This window comes from Telluria sp. ZB4P36 (genome assembly GCF_059685865.1).
The window spans coordinates 477126-495179 of sequence record NZ_JCASIE010000001.1 but is presented as its reverse complement, the minus strand read 5'-3'; the positions used below and the strand labels follow the sequence as shown (position 1 = coordinate 495179).

17 protein-coding genes are annotated in these 18054 nt (G+C 68.4%); 7 read left to right on the top strand and 10 right to left on the bottom strand.

All coding sequences use genetic code 11. The features are described 5' to 3' along the window. Nucleotide 1: 1 nt before the first annotated feature. Nucleotides 2–1846: an Hsp70 family protein gene (locus tag AC56LK_RS02305; RefSeq protein ID WP_497182940.1), complete on the bottom strand. Its 1845-nt coding sequence runs from the start codon at nt 1844–1846 to the stop codon at nt 2–4. After that, nucleotides 1843–2427, bottom strand: a complete 585-nt coding sequence (locus tag AC56LK_RS02300) for a DUF2760 domain-containing protein (RefSeq protein ID WP_497182939.1) — start codon at nt 2425–2427, stop codon at nt 1843–1845. Before AC56LK_RS02300 ends, AC56LK_RS02305 begins: the two co-directional genes overlap by 4 nt. A gap of 217 nt (nt 2428–2644) precedes the next feature. Here AC56LK_RS02300 and AC56LK_RS02295 point away from each other — a divergent pair, with 217 nt between their 5' ends. Next, a complete protein-coding gene (locus AC56LK_RS02295) occupies nt 2645–2806 on the top strand; it encodes a hypothetical protein (protein ID WP_497182938.1) in 162 nt (53 codons plus the stop codon). Between the two features lie 252 nt (nt 2807–3058). Here the strand turns inward: AC56LK_RS02295 and AC56LK_RS02290 are convergent, their stop codons facing one another. From AC56LK_RS02290 to AC56LK_RS02280, 3 genes are all read right to left on the bottom strand, one after another. Then, the gene (locus tag AC56LK_RS02290; RefSeq protein ID WP_497182937.1) at nt 3059–3961 is read right to left on the bottom strand and encodes a DUF2145 domain-containing protein; all 903 of its coding nucleotides are present in this window, start codon (nt 3959–3961) and stop codon (nt 3059–3061) included. Continuing rightward, on the bottom strand, nt 3962–4426 hold the full coding sequence (locus tag AC56LK_RS02285) for a hypothetical protein (RefSeq protein WP_497182936.1): 465 nt from the start codon (nt 4424–4426) through the stop codon (nt 3962–3964). Nucleotides 4427–4608: 182 nt separating this feature from the next. Then, nucleotides 4609–4764 (bottom strand): hypothetical protein, encoded by a 156-nt coding sequence (locus tag AC56LK_RS02280; RefSeq protein ID WP_497182935.1) that lies wholly within the window; start codon nt 4762–4764, stop codon nt 4609–4611. 249 nt (nt 4765–5013) lie between these two features. Here AC56LK_RS02280 and AC56LK_RS02275 point away from each other — a divergent pair, with 249 nt between their 5' ends. Then, a complete protein-coding gene (locus AC56LK_RS02275) occupies nt 5014–6102 on the top strand; it encodes an endonuclease/exonuclease/phosphatase family protein (RefSeq protein ID WP_497182934.1) in 1089 nt (362 codons plus the stop codon). A 24-nt stretch (nt 6103–6126) separates the two neighbouring features. Here AC56LK_RS02275 and hepT read toward each other — a convergent pair whose 3' ends face one another. Continuing rightward, nucleotides 6127–6543 carry a type VII toxin-antitoxin system HepT family RNase toxin gene (hepT, locus tag AC56LK_RS02270; RefSeq protein WP_497182933.1) on the bottom strand — a complete coding sequence of 139 codons (417 nt, stop codon included), beginning with the start codon at nt 6541–6543 and terminating at the stop codon, nt 6127–6129. A gap of 26 nt (nt 6544–6569) precedes the next feature. Continuing rightward, complete coding sequence (locus tag AC56LK_RS02265; RefSeq protein WP_497182932.1) at nt 6570–7808, bottom strand: putative Na+/H+ antiporter; 1239 nt, start codon at nt 7806–7808, stop codon at nt 6570–6572. Nucleotides 7809–7999: 191 nt separating this feature from the next. Between AC56LK_RS02265 and imuA the strand changes: the two genes are divergently transcribed. The 3 genes from imuA (at nt 8000) to AC56LK_RS02250 (ending at nt 10807) form a co-directional block, all read left to right on the top strand. After that, complete coding sequence (gene imuA, locus AC56LK_RS02260; RefSeq protein WP_497182931.1) at nt 8000–8761, top strand: translesion DNA synthesis-associated protein ImuA; 762 nt, start codon at nt 8000–8002, stop codon at nt 8759–8761. Then, nucleotides 8691–10238, top strand: coding sequence for a Y-family DNA polymerase (locus AC56LK_RS02255; protein WP_497182930.1), 1548 nt, complete (start codon nt 8691–8693; stop codon nt 10236–10238). Before imuA ends, AC56LK_RS02255 begins: the two co-directional genes overlap by 71 nt. A 116-nt stretch (nt 10239–10354) precedes the next feature. Continuing rightward, nucleotides 10355–10807 (top strand): response regulator, encoded by a 453-nt coding sequence (locus AC56LK_RS02250; protein ID WP_497182929.1) that lies wholly within the window; start codon nt 10355–10357, stop codon nt 10805–10807. 6 nt (nt 10808–10813) lie between these two features. Here AC56LK_RS02250 and AC56LK_RS02245 read toward each other — a convergent pair whose 3' ends face one another. Together AC56LK_RS02245 and arfB are read right to left on the bottom strand one after the other, a co-directional pair. Further along, complete coding sequence (locus AC56LK_RS02245; RefSeq protein WP_497182928.1) at nt 10814–11509, bottom strand: GNAT family N-acetyltransferase; 696 nt, start codon at nt 11507–11509, stop codon at nt 10814–10816. Nucleotides 11510–11565: 56 nt separating this feature from the next. Beyond that, nucleotides 11566–11961 carry an alternative ribosome rescue aminoacyl-tRNA hydrolase ArfB gene (arfB, locus tag AC56LK_RS02240; protein WP_497182927.1) on the bottom strand — a complete coding sequence of 132 codons (396 nt, stop codon included), beginning with the start codon at nt 11959–11961 and terminating at the stop codon, nt 11566–11568. Between the two features lie 166 nt (nt 11962–12127). On the opposite strand from arfB, the gene AC56LK_RS02235 reads away from it, so the two are divergent. Further along, nucleotides 12128–14512 (top strand): sensor domain-containing protein, encoded by a 2385-nt coding sequence (locus AC56LK_RS02235; protein WP_497182926.1) that lies wholly within the window; start codon nt 12128–12130, stop codon nt 14510–14512. Nucleotides 14513–14647: 135 nt separating this feature from the next. Next, nucleotides 14648–16900: a DOMON domain-containing protein gene (locus tag AC56LK_RS02230; RefSeq protein ID WP_497182925.1), complete on the top strand. Its 2253-nt coding sequence runs from the start codon at nt 14648–14650 to the stop codon at nt 16898–16900. Here the strand turns inward: AC56LK_RS02230 and AC56LK_RS02225 are convergent. Further along, a complete protein-coding gene (locus AC56LK_RS02225; protein WP_497182924.1) occupies nt 16878–18008 on the bottom strand; it encodes a metallophosphoesterase in 1131 nt (376 codons plus the stop codon). The genes AC56LK_RS02230 and AC56LK_RS02225 overlap by 23 nt on opposite strands. Nucleotides 18009–18054: the final 46 nt, after the last annotated feature.

The following is an 18054-nucleotide window of genomic DNA, read 5'->3' as shown; positions in this document are numbered from 1 at the left end:
GTCACTGCTGGCGGACGTCGAACTCGATCTTCCAGCGCTGGCCTTCGCGCGATACGGCGGCCAGTTCGAGCGTGCCGGCGTCGGTTGCGAGCGCGTGCAGTTTGACCTGCACGACGTCGCCCGCGATGCGTCCCTCTGCCGGAAGAGTTGCCTGAATTTCGTTCATCTCCTGCAGCTCGTCCGGACCCCAGAACTCGAGCACCTCGCCGATGCGGTCCTGGCGGCGCGTGGTGGAACCGAAGAAGCGGAAGGTGACCGGCTCGCCCACCACCAGGCCGAACTCCTGGCCCGGCAGTTCGAGTTCGCTGCCTTCTTCCATGCCGAAGGGCGCCACGCACAGCGCCTCGATCGGCGGTTCCATGCCCGGGATTGCCGGCATCGAGGACTCCACGCCGACGTAGTAGGAACGGGCCGTGCCGCCGCGGATGCGCACGCCGCCGCCGCGCCGCGCGTAGCTGAAGTAGGCGGCGCCGCGTGCGACAGCGAGGTCGAGGTCGGCGCCTTCCAGCATGCGTGCCGGTTCCGCGCCTTCCATGTAGAGCCAGTCGTTGATGGTGTCCATCACGCGCTGGGCCAGGATGCCCGACTTGAACACGCCGCCGTTGAATAGCACGGCGCTCGGGTGCAGGAAACTGTGTTCGGCGTTCACGCGGCCTTCGAAGCCTTCCAGCTCCGCCGTGGCGCCGGCCTGGCGCGCCAGGAAGGCGGCCAGGTGTTTGGTGATCGCGGCGTCCTGCGCATACGGCAGGCCGACCTGGGTCAGGCCGGCGCGCTGGCGGGTGGCCGGTCTGCTCGATGCGTCCACGCGCGGGAAGAAACCGTCGGTGATGAAGGCGGTGACTTCCTCGCGCGTCAGTTCGGTGCGGATCGAGCCGCCGATGAGCTTCGAGCCGCGGCTCGGCACGACGATCGGCCAGACGGTGCCGTTGGGGTCGGCCAGCAGGTGTTCCTTGGCGCCGCGGCAGCCGTAGGTGAGGGCGCGCATCTGCCAGGTATCCAGCTGGGTGCCGCCCGCCTGCAGCTTGCGTGCCACGAAGTGGGCCAGCGCCAGGTCCATGTTGTCGCCGCCCAGCAGGATGTGGTCGCCCACGGCCACGCGGTGCGGTTCGAGCTTGCCGTCGCGCTCGAGGATGGCGATCAGCGAGAAGTCGCTGGTGCCGCCGCCCACGTCCACCACCAGCACGATGTCGCCGGCCTTGACCTGCTTGCGCCAGGCGCCCTTGCTACCCTGGATCCAGCTGTACAGGGCCGCTTGCGGCTCTTCCAGCAGGGTAGGCGAGAAGCCGGCGTTGCGCGCTGCTTCGGCGGTGAGTTCGCGCGCGCCCGGGTCGAAGGAGGCGGGAATGGTGACGGTGACCTGCTGCTGGTCGAAGGGCGCACCCGGATGGGCGGCGTTCCATGCCTGGCGCAGGTGCGCCAGGTAGCGGGTCGAGGCCTCGAGCGGCGAGACGCGCGTGACTTCTTCCGGCGCGTCGTGCGGCAGGATGGCGGCGCGGCGGTCCACGCTCGGGTGGCTCAGCCAGCTCTTGGCCGAGGACACCAGGCGGATCGGGGTGGTGGCGCCGCGGCTGCGCGCCATTTCGCCGGCGATGAAGCCTTCGCCGCCGGCGCTCCAGGGCAGGGCCGTTTCGCCCGCCGCCAGTTCGTCCGGGTGCGGCAGGTAGAGGAAGGAGGGCAGCAGCGGCAGGGCCTCGACCGTGCCCGGCCCGGTCAGTTGCGGGACCGGCAGCACGCCGTCGACGGCCTTTTCGCCGTCGCTGGCCTGCAGGTCGACATAGGACAGGGCGCTGTGGGTGGTGCCGAGATCGATGCCGATGGCGTAGCGCGCGTCTTGTTGGTCGCTCACAGTTCCACCTCCGCCGGTGCCAGCACGCGCGCGTCGTGCTTCTCGGCCAGCTGCGGCAGCTGGACCCTGGTGGCGCGCCAGCCGCGGTGCGACAGGGTGCCCTTGAACGGGGCCTGGCCGACCACGTTGCCGGTCAGGCGCACGCTGGCGGCATCGAAGCCTTCTTCCAGCGTGAGGCGCGCGCCTTCGGCTTCGGCGCGTACGGGCTCGATGGTGAAGTGCTCGCGCAGCACGCGCGCGCAGCCTTCGTGCACGATGCGCGCGGCGGCGCCGATGTCGGCGTCGGAATAGGCGCTCAGGTTTTCCTGGGCGAAGTCGATCAGGCGGGCTTCGCGCTGGAACAGGCTCAGCAGTTGCAGGGCCGATTCGGCGGTCGGGGCGCGCAGCGGCGCGGCGGTCGGGGCCGGGGTGGGAGCAGGCGTCGGGGCCGCGGTCGGGGCCGGCGTCGGCATCGCGACCGGGCCTACCCGGTCATCGCGCACGCGTGCGGCGAATTCGGCGTCGCCGAGCGATTTGAAGAAGGCGCCAAAGGCGATCGAAAGCCGGCTCCAGAAGCCAGGCAATTGGGTCGGTGTGTTCATTCTTGATGTTCGGTAGGGTGGGGACGGGCGCGCTCGGGGCCGAGGTCCGGAAAACGCGCATGATACCAGTTTGGCTACAGCCGAGGCACGCGTGCCTCCCGTCGGTCCTTTACAGATAGTTGGATGGTGAATGACGATCATCATGGATCGCAATTTGATTTCTATCTCAGAGAGCGCATACTGTCCTCATTCAATCGCGCTTTCAGGGAAGAACATCATGTCTACCACCTTCGACTTCATCCGCAGCCTGTTCCGTAGCCCCGCCCTTGCCCCTAGCGGCAACGCGGTCGATCTCCGTACGCTGTACCTGCTGAGCCGCGGCCGCGACTCGGTGTCGCCCGCCGTCCTGCGCAAGCTGGCCGACGCGGCAGCCAAATAAGCCGCCGCCGCCGCCGCCGTCAAGCCCTGCCCCGAGCAGGGCTTTTTGTTGGTGCGGCGGATATCGGCGCGCCATGCGCGATCCAATCGGGGTAGGCTGGATTCTTCGAGAGCGGCCGGTCGCGGATCCAGGTCTACCGTTCGGAGTAGGCGACATCCATGTCATGGAAGACATGGGCATGAAGGCGGTGTGGCTGAAGGACCCCTGGCGGGAATATCCTGAACATCAACGGCCGCTGAGCGGCCTGCAGGTTCAGGGGGCGAGCGGGATCACCTCGTCGCCCGCGGCCGGTTCGCAGGCGGCGCCCAGCGGCTCCCAGCCGCGGCGCACCACGATGCGCTCCTGCGTATGGCACAGCTCGACGCGGCGCGCCTGCGGCGCCCGGCGCTGCACGAAGGCTTCGATCGAGGCCGGCACGCTCACGTGCAGCGCGAGCGCATGCAGGTCGTCCGCCGGGTGGTCGCTCATGTGCACCAGCGGCACGAACTGCCCGGCGAACATCATCCAGTGCGAAGGAATCCGGACCGGGCCGGCGGTATAGCCCTGCGTGCGCAGCCAGCCCTGGGCGTCTTCGCGCGCATGGGCGCTGCCGTCGAGGCGGCCCCAGGCGCTGGCGAGCAGCTCGGCCACCCAGCCGTTGCAATTCTGGTAGCGGGTGCCGTAGGCATAGGCGTTGGCGCTGTATTCTCCGCCCAGCAGGGCCAGCGCCAGGCGCTTGTCCAGCGCCGCCCCTTCAAGCAGGGCGCCGTCTTCGTCCGGCGGGAATACCAACGAGATATGGCCGCGCGTGGGCGCGTCGGCGCCCAGCGCGAAGCCGGCGACGCCCTGGTCGAACAGGCGCGGGCGCGATTCGTCGCAAGCGTAATAGAGCTGGCGCACGGCCCAGGGACCGCCGGGATTGTCGCGCAGGGCGATGCCGGCATGCGAATACAGCTGGCCGAAGCGGCTCAGGTCGAGGCCGGCGCGTGCGATGAGGGCGACGCGCGCCCCGGAGCGCTCGAGTTCGGTCTTGACCGCGCCGGCGAAACGCAGCACGCGGTCCTGCTCGGCGGCGCTGATGTCGATCGACTGCTGGCAGAAGGCCGGCAGCCCGGCCTGGGCGGCCGCGCTCGCGCCCAGCAGGAGCGCGGCCGCGGCGAGCTTACTGAACTTCACTCAGATGGTGACCTTGCGCGAAGCCAGGTCGCGGTACCAGTCGTCCTGCAGGGCCAGGAAGAACGAGCGCTTGCTGTCGGCGTGGGCGAACTCGAAGCCGTACACACGCTCGCTGACCTGCACCAGCTCGCCCTTGTTCACGCCGCGCTCGGCCAGTGCGCGGTTGGGCACGTCGAGGGTGAACTCGCGCGCCGGACCGGCGGCCACGGCACGCAGGGTCATGCGGGTGGTGTCGGGCTTGGCCGGGGCCTGGGCAATGTCGATCACGCGGTAGTCCCCGGCGGCCACGCGGTCCTCGCCGCTCGAGCTGTTGCTGGAGGCGCCGATCGAATCGGAAATGCTGCCGGACGAGGCCGAGCCCGCGCTCGAGGCGGACGAGGTGAAGCTGGTGGCGTGGGTCGGCGCGGCGCAGGCGGCAGCGAAAGCGGCCAGGCACAGCGCGCGGGACAGGGTGGTGAAGGTCATGGTGCTTTTCTGTGAGGATGAATCGGGAATGACGGCTATGGTAACTGCGCCGCGTACTGTTGAGAAGGCGGCCGGCGAGGAATTCTGTAAGTTCTTGTAATTCTGTCTACCAGCGTGTTGGCGTTGCGCCCAGCCGGCGTCACGGCCCGCGGGTGTGGCCGTGGTCGATGCTTCCGCCTTGCTCAGGCGGACAGCAGGAGATACGTGGCGCCATAGCCGAGTACGGCTGCCAGGATAACGAGGAGGATTCCCAGCAGCGGATACAGGTTGATTTCCGGCTTGCCTCGGGCGCTAGGCTTGGGGAAATGTCTGAAGTGCCCTGTCTTGATGTGATTCATACGGACCACCGCGAATGTCGTTCATTTGGAACGCACATTACGCCTTGTCTTCGGAGTTTCAAGCGTCGAACCGGGGGTGGATACGAATACTTACAAATTTCTTGCCATTATTTGCGGCAGCTCAATGAAAGCTGACAGGGGCATTCAAGATCTTGTCGCTTGTGCACGCTAGCGTACAGAAGCGTGGGGCCGGAAAGCGCATACTTCGACCATCGCCTTTGATGAGTCACCAGACCGCCCTTGAGTACCATGCTGCCCACTTTCGTGATCCTGGTCGCCGTGATCGTCCTCGCGACGCTGCTGCCCTTGTTGCGATGCACGGGGTGGTGGATACGCGACCTCGATTTCCCGCGCCTGCAACTCGCCATCCTGTCGCTTGCCGTGCTGGTCGGACAATTCCTGTTCCTCGACTGGCGGGACGCCAGATTCCATTTGCTGCTGGTGGCCAATGCCGCCTGCCTCGCTTACCAGGCCTGGTGGATCATTCCGTACACTAAGGCCTATCCCCATGAAGTGAAGAACGCGGTCGCCGGTGGAGCGAACCGGCAGTTCCGTATCTTGACGGCGAATGTGCTGATGCCGAACCGGAATACCGATGGCCTGATCGCCCTGATCAGGAAGCATCAGCCGGATATCTTCGTGACACTGGAAACGGATAGCTGGTGGCAGGAGCGGCTGGACGTGCTCGAGGACGAGTATCCCCATGCGCTCAAGTGCCCGCTCGACAATCTGTACGGCATGCACGTGTACTCGCGCCTCCCGCTGGAAGACAGCGCCATCCAGTTCCTGGTCGAGGACGACATCCCGTCGATCCATACCCTGGTCGTCCTGCCCTCCGGACAGAAGGTACGTATGCATTTCCTGCATCCGACCCCGCCCAGCCCGACGGAGCACATGGAATCGACCCAGCGCGACGCCGAACTGCTGGTGGTCGCCAAGAGCGTGAACGAGGCCGGTCTGGAAACGCCGGTGATCGTCGCGGGCGACCTGAACGACGTCGCGTGGTCGACCACGACCCGGCTGTTCCGCAAGATCAGCGGCCTGCTCGATCCGCGCATCGGGCGCGGCATGTTCAATACCTTCCACGCCGGCTTCTGGTTTGCCCGCTGGCCGCTCGACCACCTGTTCCACAGCGAGCATTTCACGCTGTCGCACATCGAGCGCCTGCCTTCCTTCGGCTCGGACCATTTCCCGATGCTGGTCGAGCTGACCTATGACAGCGCACGCGGCGCCGACCAGGAGGGCTTGGAGGCGGACGAGGAAGACCACGCCTTGGCCGAGGAGAAGATCGCCGCCGAGGACGTCGAAGTCTCGGACGTGCACGAACCGCAGCCCTGAGAGCGGCCTGCGTGCCGCCCCGGCTCAAGCCGTTGCGGCGCCGCTCACCAATGCCTGGGCATAGACCGTGAAGTCGTCCAGCCCGCGCTTGAGGACGGTCACCAGGGCCGGCAGCGGCGCTTCCTGGTAGTCCCACTCGGCGCGGCAGAATTCGCCGGTACGCTTGAGGTCCTCGGCCAGTACCGGAGAGATCCAGCCGTGTTCGGCCAGCAGGGTGATCACTTCGCGCTCGTCCTGCGGCAGGCCGAGGCGGGCAGTGCCGATCACGTAGTCGCCCATTTCGATCGCGGCTTCCCAGGCGCGGATCACGTTGAGGGTGGCCGCGTCCTGGCGCGTGAGGTCGCTGACGAAGGTGGTCGGGTCTTTTTCGTATTCCTCGCGTGCGCGCCGGCAGCAGCGTTCGATGGTGCCGGCCTTGTGTACCAGGATGTCGTCGTCCATCTCGCCCTCCGTTTGTTTCAGCTCCATCAGACCAGGAACATCACCGCCGCCACGCAGGTCGGTCCCAGCGCGCCCAGGAACAGTCCGCCCATGCCGATCGAGCCTTCGCTGAAGCCCTCGCGCAGCAGCGCGGCGCCGGCCGGATTGGGGGCGTTGGCGATCACGGTCAGGCCGCCGCCGCCGACCGCGCCGGCCACCAGCATGTACTTGGCGTGGTCGGACAGACCCTCGATCAGCGAACCGAGGTAGGTCAGTGCCGCATTATCGGTGATTGCCGTCAGGGCCAGCGCGCCGAAGAACAGCGCGGTCGGCTCCAGGCTGGAGACCAGGGGCTGCAGCCACCACTGCTGCATCCCGCCCAGCACCACCAGGCCGGCCAGGAAGAAGGCGACCAGCAGGCCTTCCTTCAGGATCAGCGGCGACTGGTGTTTCGGATAAGCCTTGGTGTAGCCCAGGAAGAGCAGGAACAGGCCGATGAACAGCACCGGGTGGTGGGCCAGCAGCACGACGCCGGCCAGCAGGGCCAGGTGGACGGCGGAGACGATGGCCGGCATGTGCACGTCCGCCACCGCCGCGCCTGGCGCCAGGTGGCGGCGCAGCAGCCAGGTGATGACGCTGGCATTGAAGATCACCGCCAGCGCCGCGCGCCAGCCGAAGGTCGAGGCCATGAAGGCGCTGTCCCAGCCCCAGGTGGCGGCCACCATCAGCACCGGCGGGGCGGCATAGGAGGTGAGGGTGCCGCCGATCGAGACGTTGACGAACAGCACGCCGATGGCGCCGTACTTGAGCCATTCGGGGATCCCGTGCCGGAATACCTGCGGCGCCAGCATCAGGGCGGCCAGCGTCATCGCGGCCGGCTCGGTGATCAGGGAGCCGCTCAGCGGCACCAGCGCCAGGCCGAGCCAGCACAGCGCCACTTCCGTGCGTAGCGGGGCCAGCCGTGCAAGCAGGGCCAGCAGGTCGCGCACCGCATCCAGCACCGGCTGCGAGGCCGCGATCACCATCACCACGAACACGAACAGCGGTTCGGTGTAGTGGCGCGATTCGGCATAGGCGATGGCTTCGCTTCCGCCGGCCAGCAGGGCCATGACGAGGATCAGCACGAAGGCCCAGAAGCCGAACACCACCTCGACTTCGCCCATCAGGTGGAACAGTCCGGCATGGCGTGGATGGCGTTTGGCCAGCGAGTGGAACAGCTTGGTGGAAAAGGTATGGACGAGGGCGATCGCGAACAGGATGGCACCGCTGAGTTGGAGCGTGGTCATTGTCTGGATGTAAATGGACGAGCCAGCATTATTCCATGATTCGCCATTGGCACCCGGGTTTTCCGGCAGAGCGCACCTTTAGGTTTTGTCAATACCAATCGCCCGACTGGTATGTCCAAAATGAATACATCTTGCCAAATTCCGGCTCAGCGAGTACTGTACGTTTATACAGTACTTTTTACCAACCCACCATGATCCTGTCATCCACTCCGGGAATTTCGCCCCCGCCCAAGCCACCTGTGGCTGAGCCGGAGGCCTTGCATCCTTCCCTCTGGCGCGCCTCGCAACTGGCGCGTTCGGGCACGCGCTGCGTCGACACCGGGCATGCGGCGCTGTCGGGCCAGTTGCCCGGCGGCGGCTGGCCCGCCGGCACCCTGGTCGAACTGCTGCAGCAACAGCCCGGCATCGGCGAAATGCGCCTGCTGCGCCCGGCCCTGCAAGCCTGCGCAGAGCGCCGCATCGTCCTGCTGCAGCCGCCCCATCCGCCGCAAGCCCTGGCGCTGGCCGCGCTGGGCCTGCCGCCCTCGCAACTGCTGTGGCTGCGTACCGGCCGCAGCGCCGACGCGCTGTGGGCGGCCGAGCAGGTGCTGCGCAGCGGCAGTTGCGGCGCGCTGCTGTTCTGGGCCAACCATGCGCGCGGCGAAAGCCTGCGCCGCCTGCACCTGGCGGCCCAGACCGGCGAAACCCTGTTCTTCATGCTCCGCCCGCTGGCCGCGGCGCAAGACGCATCGCCTGCGCCCTTGCGCCTGGCGCTGCGCCCGGCGGCCGGCGGCATGCACATCGACTTCGTCAAGCGCCGGGGGCCGCAGCGCGATGCGCCGCTGCTTTTGCCACTTTCTTTGCCGCTTGGTTTGGCTCCAACTTCTTCTCTCTTGCAACGACATGCGTTTGTGGATCGGCCTGTCACTACCCCAGCTGCCGCTCGAGGTCTTCAGTCCCAACTGGTCCAGTGACCCGGGCAGCGTCGTGCTGGAGCAGGAGCGCGTGCTGGCGGTCTCGCCGGCGGCGCGCGCGGCCGGCGTCCAGCGCGGCATGCGGCGCGGCGGCGTACTCATGCTCATGCCCGAAGCACGGCTGGTCGAGCGCAGCAGCGCGCGCGAAGCCGAGGCGCTCGATGCGGTCGCGTTGGCGATGCTGCAATACACGCCCCAGGTCGCGCTGGCCGAAGAAGCGACCTTGCTGCTCGACATCGGCGCCAGCCTGCGCCTGTTCGGCGGCATCCGGGCCCTGTGCGCGCGCGTGCGCGCCAGCCTGCGCGCGCTCGGCTTCACCGCCTCGCTCAGCTGCGCGCCGACGGCGCGTGGCGCCTGGCTGCTGGCACGCGCCGGCGCCGCCTTTGCCGGTGGCGGCGGGCGGAGCCGCGGGCGGGCACCCGCACGTTCATTACGGATGGCCTCGCTCGAACGCCGCCTCGAACGCCTGCCGGTGGCCCTGCTGCCGCCGGCCCGGCCTTATATGTCCTGGTTCGAGGGCATCGGCTGCGAACGCCTCGGCGAGCTGCGGCGCCTGCCGCGTCCCGGCCTGCAGCGGCGTTGCGGGCGCGAGCTGCTCGACATGCTCGACGCCGCCTACGGCCTGTGTCCCGAGCTGTTCGAGTGGGTGACGCCGCCCGACAGTTTCCGGGCCCGGCTCGAATTGTTCGACCGCATCGAGCAGGCCGAGCTGCTGCTGGCCGGCGCCCACCACCTGATACTGCAGCTGGTCGGCTGGCTGTGCGCGCGCCAGCTCGCGGTAGAGCGCATCACGCTGCTGATGGAGCACGAGCGCGGCCGGGTGGCGATGCCGCCGACGGCGCTCGAGATCGTCCTGGCCGAGCCGGCCTGGCGCGACGAGCACCTGGTGCGCCTGCTGAAAGAGCGGCTGGCCAGGCAGGAGCTGCCGGCGCCGGTGATCGGGCTCGGGCTGGAAGCGCGGCAGGTAAGGGCGATGGCGCCGCCGACCGAATCGCTGTTCCCCGAGCCGGGCGGCAGCGAGGAAGACCGCATGCGCATGCTCGAGCTGCTGGTGGCGCGGCTGGGAGCCGACAACGTGCTGCAGGCGCTGCCCCAGGCCGATTACCGGCCCGAGGTCGCCAACGAATGGGTGCCGGTGCAGGAAAAGGGCAGCGCCGCCCGCAGTGCCGCGCGCAACGCAGCCTTGTGCGATGCGCGCCTGCCGCCCGACGTGGCCAGCCTGCCGCGTCCGAGCTGGCTGCTGGCCAAGCCGATCGCGCTGCTGATGCGCAACCACCGGCCCTTCTACGGCTCGCCGCTGAAGGTGGCCTCGACCCCCGAGCGCATCGAGGCCGGCTGGTGGAGCGAAACCCAGACCCGCGACTACTTCATTGCCGAAGGACAGGACCATACCTTGTACTGGATCTATCGCGAGCGCATCGTCGGCGCCGGCGAGGATGCCGAACCGCGCTGGTATCTGCACGGGCTGTTCGGCTAGCAGCCCCTTCGGTGCGAACCGGGCGCTTCCCTGGGCGCGCTTGCGCGATACTAGACGGCAGGCGCAGCGCATCCCGGCTGCGTTGGCAATGAACAATTTCACTCCATGGAGGCCGCGTGTTCGGCTTGATGAGCAGCCGCTGGTGTAGCGACAAGGCGCCGTCCGGATTCCCGCCCGGCAGCACCCAGGAAGCCGGGCAGGATGCGGGAACGCCGGTGCAAGGCGTGCGCAAGGTGCTGGTCGTGGACGACGAGGCCGACGTCGCCGACCTGACCGAGGTGCTCCTGTCGGCGCACGGCCTGGACACCGTGGTGGCCTACTCCGGCGCCGCGGCCCTCGACATCCTGGCGGCCGATCCCCAGATCGATGCCGTCGTCTCCGACGTCATGATGCCCGGCATGACCGGCCTCGAACTGGCCGAGCAGATCGCCGGGCGCCATCCCAGGGTCAAGATCGTCCTGGCGTCCGGCTACATGGCGCCGTCCATGTTCAAGGACCAGCCGCTGAAGCAGTTGTTCATCGCCAAGCCCTACCGGATCGAGCAGCTCCTCAGGCTGCTGCGTACCTGACTTCGCTCAGTCGCTCCGCTCGGCACGCGTCAGGTGCAACTGCCGGCGCAGCACATAACCCAGCGATTCGTACAGTGCGATCGCGCCACGGTTGCTGGGGTAGACGTGCAGGAAGGGCTGGCTGCCCTGCGCCATGATGCGGCGCGTCCGTTCGGCGAGCAGGTGGCGTGCATAGGCATGGCCGCGGTGCTCGGGATGCACGCAGACCGCACTCACTTCGACCGCGCCATCCGGGCGCATCCGTTCTCCCGCCATCGCCGCCAGCCGGCCGCCGGCGCGGACGCCGAGGAACTCGCCCAGCTCGTGGGTGCGCTGGGCGAAGGGGCCGGGATTGGTCAACCCGGCCAGTTCGCGCATCTCCGGCGCATCCGCGTCGCCCAATACCGAGAAGGGCAGCGTGGCCGGCGCCAGGGCACGCGTGGCCACCATCTGCAGCACCGGATCGAGCGGCGTCAGGCTGAGGCCGGGCGCCTGCACCGGCGCGGCCGCCGTCACCAGCATGGCGGCCTCGCCCGGCAGCAGCAGCGCCGCCAGCGCTTCCCAGGCTTGCGGGCTGTCGTCGGCGAGGGCGGCGAACGGACCGATCTCGCGCGGATAGCGCTTCGCGAGCGGGCCGCCGAGGGCGAGGTGGCGGTGGCCGCCTACGAGGGCGGACCAGACCGGCCGGTCGAGGGCGGCATGCAGGGCAGGGTGAATGGGCATGGTCGTCATCTTCTCCATTGTCGACAGGGTGACATGATAGCGCCGCCGGCGTAGCCTTATTCGCTGACCTTGCCGCGCAGCGACTTGACCCGCCCGCTGCGGGTCTTGGCGTCGAGCCGGCGCAGCTGCGAGCCGCGCGTCGGCCGGGTAGGGCGGCGCATCACGGGCACGACGGCAGCCTGGTCGACCAGCGCCTGCAGGCGCTGCAGCGCGTCGAGCTTGTTCTGCTCGAGGCTGCGCGAAGCCTGGGCCTTCAGGACGATCACGCCTTCCTGGGTGATGCGGGCGTCGCGCAGCGCCAGCAGGCGTTCCTTGACGGCCGCCGGCAGCGACGAGGCCGCCACGTCGAAGCGCGCATGCACCGCGCACGACACCTTGTTCACATTCTGTCCGCCCGGCCCCTGGGCCCGGATCGCGCTGAATTCGACTTCCGCCGGATCGATGACTGCCATTGCTTTCCTTCGCTGCGGCCACCGCCGGCCGCGTCCCCCATTGTAAAGCCAGGCTTTCTTGCCGCACGAAACAAAAATCGCAATGGCCCAAGGCCGGTCCCTGCGCTATGATGTATCGACGATCACTGCGCGCCGCGCACCTCTGTACGGCCAACCAGGAGGAGCTTTGAACCTCTCGCCCTTGCCACTTGCCGTGTTCGTCGTCGATACGGCAGGCACCGTCACCAGCTGGAACAAGGCTTGCGAAAAGCTGGCCGGTTATGGCGCCGCCGACATCCAGGGCATGACGCTGGAGCGCATCATCGAATTCGACGATGCGCCCGGCGCCACGCCGCGCATCGCCGCGCGCGCCGACGCCGAGAACGAAGGCATGCTGAAAACCGCCGACGGCCGGCGCCTGCCGGTGCGCGTCACGGTAGCGCCGCAAACCCTCGATCCGGAGCTTCCGGGCACCTTCAGCATCATCGTGATCCCGCGCACCGGCCAGTTCCCGCCGCGCTATGCCCTGATCCAGGACCTGCCGGTGGCCGACATCATCGAAGCGCTGCCCTGCGTGTTCTACGTCATCGACCAGAGTGGCCACCTGCTGCTGTGGAACCGCCTGCTCGAAGAAGCGCTCGAAATGGATGCAGAAGCACTGCCCACCTTCAACGTCAAGTTCTTCTTCGACGAAAAGGACCGGCCCATGATCGTCGACAAGATCCTCAGCGCCTTCGAAGAGGGCGGCTCGACCCACGAGGCGGAACTGATCGGCAAGCACGGCAAGCGCACCGCCTACCTGTTCACCTGCTCGCGCTCCAAGCTGGGCAACGTCCCGGTCGTGTTCGGTACCGGCCTCGACATCACCGAGCGCAAGCAGGCCGAGCACGGCCTGCGGGTGCGCGAACGCGCCATGTTCTCGAGCCTGAACGCCATCGTGATCACCCGCTGCGAACAGGGCGAACACCGGATCGAATACGTCAACCCGGCCTTCGAGCGGATCACCGGCTACACCCTGGCCGAGATCAAGGGCCACGATCCGCGCTTCATGCGCATCGAAGGCTGCGACGAAGACGAGCGCAGCCGTGTCCGCGAAGCGCTCAAGCGCAAGGAAAGCGTGCGCGCGGTGCTGCGCAACAGGCGCAAGAATGGCGACATGTTCTGGAACGACCTGCGCATCGATCCGGTGTCGAATATCGACGGCGAGATCACGCACTTCGTCGGGATCATCAACGACATCACCGAGGCCCGGCACTACGAGCGCCGGCTGCACCACCTGGCCCACCACGATCCGCTCACCGGCCTCGCCAACCGCACCCTGCTGCAGGACCGCCTGCGCCACGCCATCGAGCACGCGACGCGCGACCGCTTCATGGTGGCATTGGCCTTCCTCGACCTCGACAACTTCAAGCACATCAACGACAACTTCGGCCATGAGGCGGGCGATGCGGTGCTGCGCGAAGTCGCCCAGCGCCTGCGCGAGACCATGCGCGAAGAGGACACCATCGCCCGCATGGGCGGCGACGAATTCGTCCTCATCATCTGCGATCCGGCCAGCCACGAACAGGTCGCGGAGCTGGCCGAACGCATCCGCCGCAGCGTCACCGCGCCGGTGCGGGTGGGCGAACAGGACATCCTGCCGGGCACCAGCATCGGCGTCAGCATGTTCCCCGACGACGGCGACACGCCCGAGAAGATCATGCGCGCCGCCGACGCCGCCATGTACCACGCGAAAACCCTGGGCAAGAACAATTTCCAGTTCTATTCCAGCGACCTGAACCAGATCGTGCACCAGCACCTGATGCTGGAGGCGAACCTGAGCCGCGCGATCCGCGAACACGAGATGGTGCTGGACTACCAGCCAAAGGTCGACCTGCGCAGCGGCAAGGTGGTGGGCGCCGAAGCCCTGGTGCGCTGGCGCCACCCGGTGGACGGCCTGATCCAGCCCGACCACTTCATCCCGGTCGCCGAAGAAACCGGGCTCATCGTACCGCTGGGCGAGTGGGTCATCGACGAGGCCTGCGGCGCACTCAAGGCCATGACGGCGCTGGGCATCAAGGACTTCGTCATTGCGGTCAACCTGTCGGCGCGCCAGTTGCGCCAGCGCCAGTTTGCCGACCGGCTCGGCCAGACCCTGCACCGCCACGGGATCGACCCGCGCAGCCTCGAGCTCGAGGTGACCGAAAGCCACCTGATGGACCACCCGGAAGAAGCCCTGGATGCGCTGACCCAGCTCAAGGCGCTGGGCGTGCGCCTGTCGATCGACGACTTCGGCACCGGCTATTCAAGCCTGAGCCACCTGCAGAAATTCCCGGTCGACTACATCAAGATCGACCGTTCCTTCCTGGGCGACGTCGGCCACAACGGCCAGCTCGTCATCACCCGCGCCATCATCGCGCTCGGCCACAACCTCAAGCTCAAGGTGGTCGCCGAGGGCGTCGAGACGCGCGAGCAGATCGCCTTCCTGCGCAAGCACGACTGCGACCAGATGCAGGGCTATTACTTCAGCCCGGCGCTGTCGCAGGAAACCCTGCAGCAGATGGTCACCAGCGACGCGCGCCTGCCCGATTGATTGGCGCTTCTCCCGAATGGGAGGGCGCAGCAGTAGCTGCGTTGTCAAAAACGCATGGTAAACTTGCAGGTTCCTCGCGTCCATCCCGCTCCCCCGATCGTGCCCTGCTTCCCGTTTCGCCTATCCGCCCTGTTATTGTCCGCCTCCCTCGCCGCCGAAGCCGGCGCCGCCGCCGAGGGCGCCAGCCTGCGGGCCGCGCGCAGCGGCGGCGGCCCCGCAGCCCTCATCGACGGCCGGCTCGACGAAGCCGCATGGCAGCAGGCGCCGGCCTATGACGGCTTCCACAAGCACGCCCCGCGCGACGGCAAGGCAGCGCCGGCCGGCCTGCGCACGACGGTGCAGCTGCTGGTCGACGACCATGCCCTGGTGTTCGGCATCCGGGCCTGGGACGCGGACCCGGCGCGCATGCGCGGCCTGCTTGCCCGGCGCGACAAGGTCGACGTCGACCAGGACTTCATCGGCATCTGGATCGACCCCGTGGGCCATGGGCGCGCCGCCCAGTTCGTGCGGGTGAACCTGTCCGGCGTGGTGAGCGACGGCCTGCACAGGGCAAGCGACGATGAATCCGACCTCGGTCCCGACTTCCCGGTCGAAGCGGCCGTCACCCGCCTGGCCGACGGCTACAGCATGGAAGTGCGCTGGCCGCTGTCGAACCTGCGCTTTCCCTACCACGGCGGCAAGGACTGGCGCCTGATGGTCGAGCGCAGCGTCCCGCACGCCGACGGCACCCTGCTGGTGAGCGCCCCCCTGCGCACCGATGCCCTGAGCCACCTGGCCTTCCTGCGCGAAGTCGAAGGCATGGGCGAGACCGTGACGGCGGTGCGCGACCGCCGCTTCCTCGAGCTGCGGCCCGAACTGACGCTGCGCGCCGGCCGCGCCGCCGATGGCCTCCTGCGCCGGCGCTCGCACGCGGCCGACCTCGGCCTGGAGATCAATGCCCGGCCGCGCGCCGACTGGGTGTTCAACGCCACCATCAATCCGGATTACTCGCAGGTCGAGATCGACCAGCCGGTGTCCCAGGGCGCCGGCAACATCGCCCTGAGCCTGCCGGAAAAGCGCGGCTTCTTCCTCGAAAGCGCCGACGTGCTCGGCCTGCCGCTGCCGGCCTTCTACTCGCGCACCGTGAGCAATCCGGCCTGGGGTCTGCGCGCCACCTGGCGCGCGGCCGATGCCGACGCCACCGCGATGAGCCTGCGCGACCAGGAGGGCGGGCTGGTGCTGCGCGGCCGGCCCTACGAGACGCTCGAATACGTCCAGACCCGTGCTACCCGCGCCAGCCTGTGGCGCACGCGCTGGCATGGCGAGGGCGGCCTGTTGCTGGGGGCCTTCGTATCGCAGCGCGCCTATGAAGGCCTGGGCGCCAACGACGTGCTCGGGCTGGATGCCCAGTGGCGCAGCAAGGCCGGCGAGGGCGCCCAGCGCCAGGCCAGCCTCACCGCCATGCATTCGCGGACCAGTGCCGGCTTCGACGAGGAATCGCGGCCGGTGCGCGCCGCAGCCGTGCCGGGCAACTACCTGCACGGCAAGTACATCCATAGTTCCGAGGCCTGGTGGAACGAGTTCGCGCTGGAGGCGATCGGTCCCGGCTTCGTCAACGACAACGGCTTCGTGCCGCAGGCCGGGATCGTCAAGGCCGCGACCGAGATGAGCCGCAAGCTCGGCCGGCAGTCGGTGGCGGGCGTCGAGCTGTACGAGTTCGAATTCCTGGTGCAGGCCGCCGAAGTGCGCACCCTGCGCGACCGGACCAGCGCGCAGGCCGGCGGCGAGGTGGTCATGCGCGAGCTGCGCCCGGGCATCTGGCTGATGGCGCCGGGCCAGACCGAGTTCTGGACCCTGCTCGGCTTCGACCGCCAGCGCGCACGCACCGGCGGCCGGCTGCACGACACCCGCGCCCTGCACCTCGGCTTCGCGACCACGCCGGCACCCTGGGTATCGAAGGTCGCGGGCGAGGTAGTGCTGGGCCGCCAGCTCGACGCCGACGCCGACCGCGTCGGCCCGGGCGGCAACGTGACGCTCGATGTCGGCCTGCGCTTCGGACTGGCGCGCGGCTGGTCGCTGGAACTCGACCACCACTGGAACCGCGCCTGGGTCCAGGGCACGCTGGGCCAGCCGGCCTTTGCCGACAATGCCTGGCGCTGGCTCGCCAACCTGCACTTCAGCCCGCGCGCTTCGCTGCGCCTGCTGGCGCAGAACACCTGGGCCGCGCGCCGCGACGACGGCGTCACCCAGCTGGAAGCCTGGAACGAACGCCAGGTGCACCGCTCGCTGCTGTACCGCTACCAGTGGCGGCACGGCCGCATCGTCTCCGCCGGCTACGTGGACGAGAAGATGCCCCTGGCCGGCCGGCGCAGCAAGTCGCTGACGCTCAAGCTGCAGTGGGAGATCTGAGGGTCAGCCTGACGATCTCGCCGGGCTTCCACAGGCGCATGCGCGGCCCCCAGCTGCCGGCGCCGCGCGTCACGTACAGCAGCATGCCGTTCACGTCGTAGGCGCCGTCGAACTTCGCGAAGCGCTTCTGCACCGCATAGCTGAAGGGCCAGATCTGGCCGCCGTGGGTGTGCCCGGACAGCATCAGGTCGACGCCGCGCGCGCTGGCTTCGTCGATGATCTTCGCGGCCGGGATGTGCGACATCAGGATGGTCGCGGTATCGGTCGGCGCCGGGATGGTGCGCGCCAGGCCGTCCGTGTAGGCGCTGTCGTTGCGCATCCTGCGGCCGATGTCCTCGATCCCGGCCAGCACCAGGCCCGGCGCCAGTTCCACCTGGCGGTCACGCAGCCAGCGCACCCCGCCTTCCTCGAATTCGCGCACGGTGGTCTCGGCGTCGCCGTAGAACTCGTGGTTGCCCGTCACCGCCCACACGCCGAGCGGCGCACGCAGGCCGCGCAGGGTAGGGGCGAGCTGGGGCTCGCCCGGCAGTGGCCGACCAACCGGATTGTCCTCGACCTGGTCGCCCAGCATCAGCACCGCCGCCGGTTGCAGGGCGTTGATCTGCGCCACGCGCGCCGCCAGCCATTCGGAGCGGCGCTGGGCGCCGAGGTGGATGTCGCTCACCGCCACGATCACGGTGCCGTCCAGCGCTTCCGGCAGGTCCCTCAACACGACTTCCTGGTCGACGATGCTAGGCGCGCGCATGCCCTGGAACATGGCGAAGGCGGCCAGCGACACGCCGGCGACCGCACCGAGCGCGCGGATCTTCTGCGTATGGGTGCGCCACCAAAAACCGAAGCCGCTCGCCAGGTCCGCCGCCAGGATGCACAGGGACATCACGAACGTGATGCCAAGCCAGGTCAGCGCGAACTGCCCCGGCCACCAGCGCCAGTCGAGCGCCTCGTCGCCGATCCGCACGCCGGCAAAATACACCAGCCAGACCAGCAGGGCGCCGACCCACCACACGCGCCGCGGAACGCGGCTGCGCACCGCATCGAGCGAATACAGGCGCGCGGCGACGTACAGGTGGAACAGGGTACCGACGATATTCAGGACAATCGAAAACATGAACGGAGAAGGCTGGTGGCTGAGGGCCCCCACCTTAGCGCAAAAT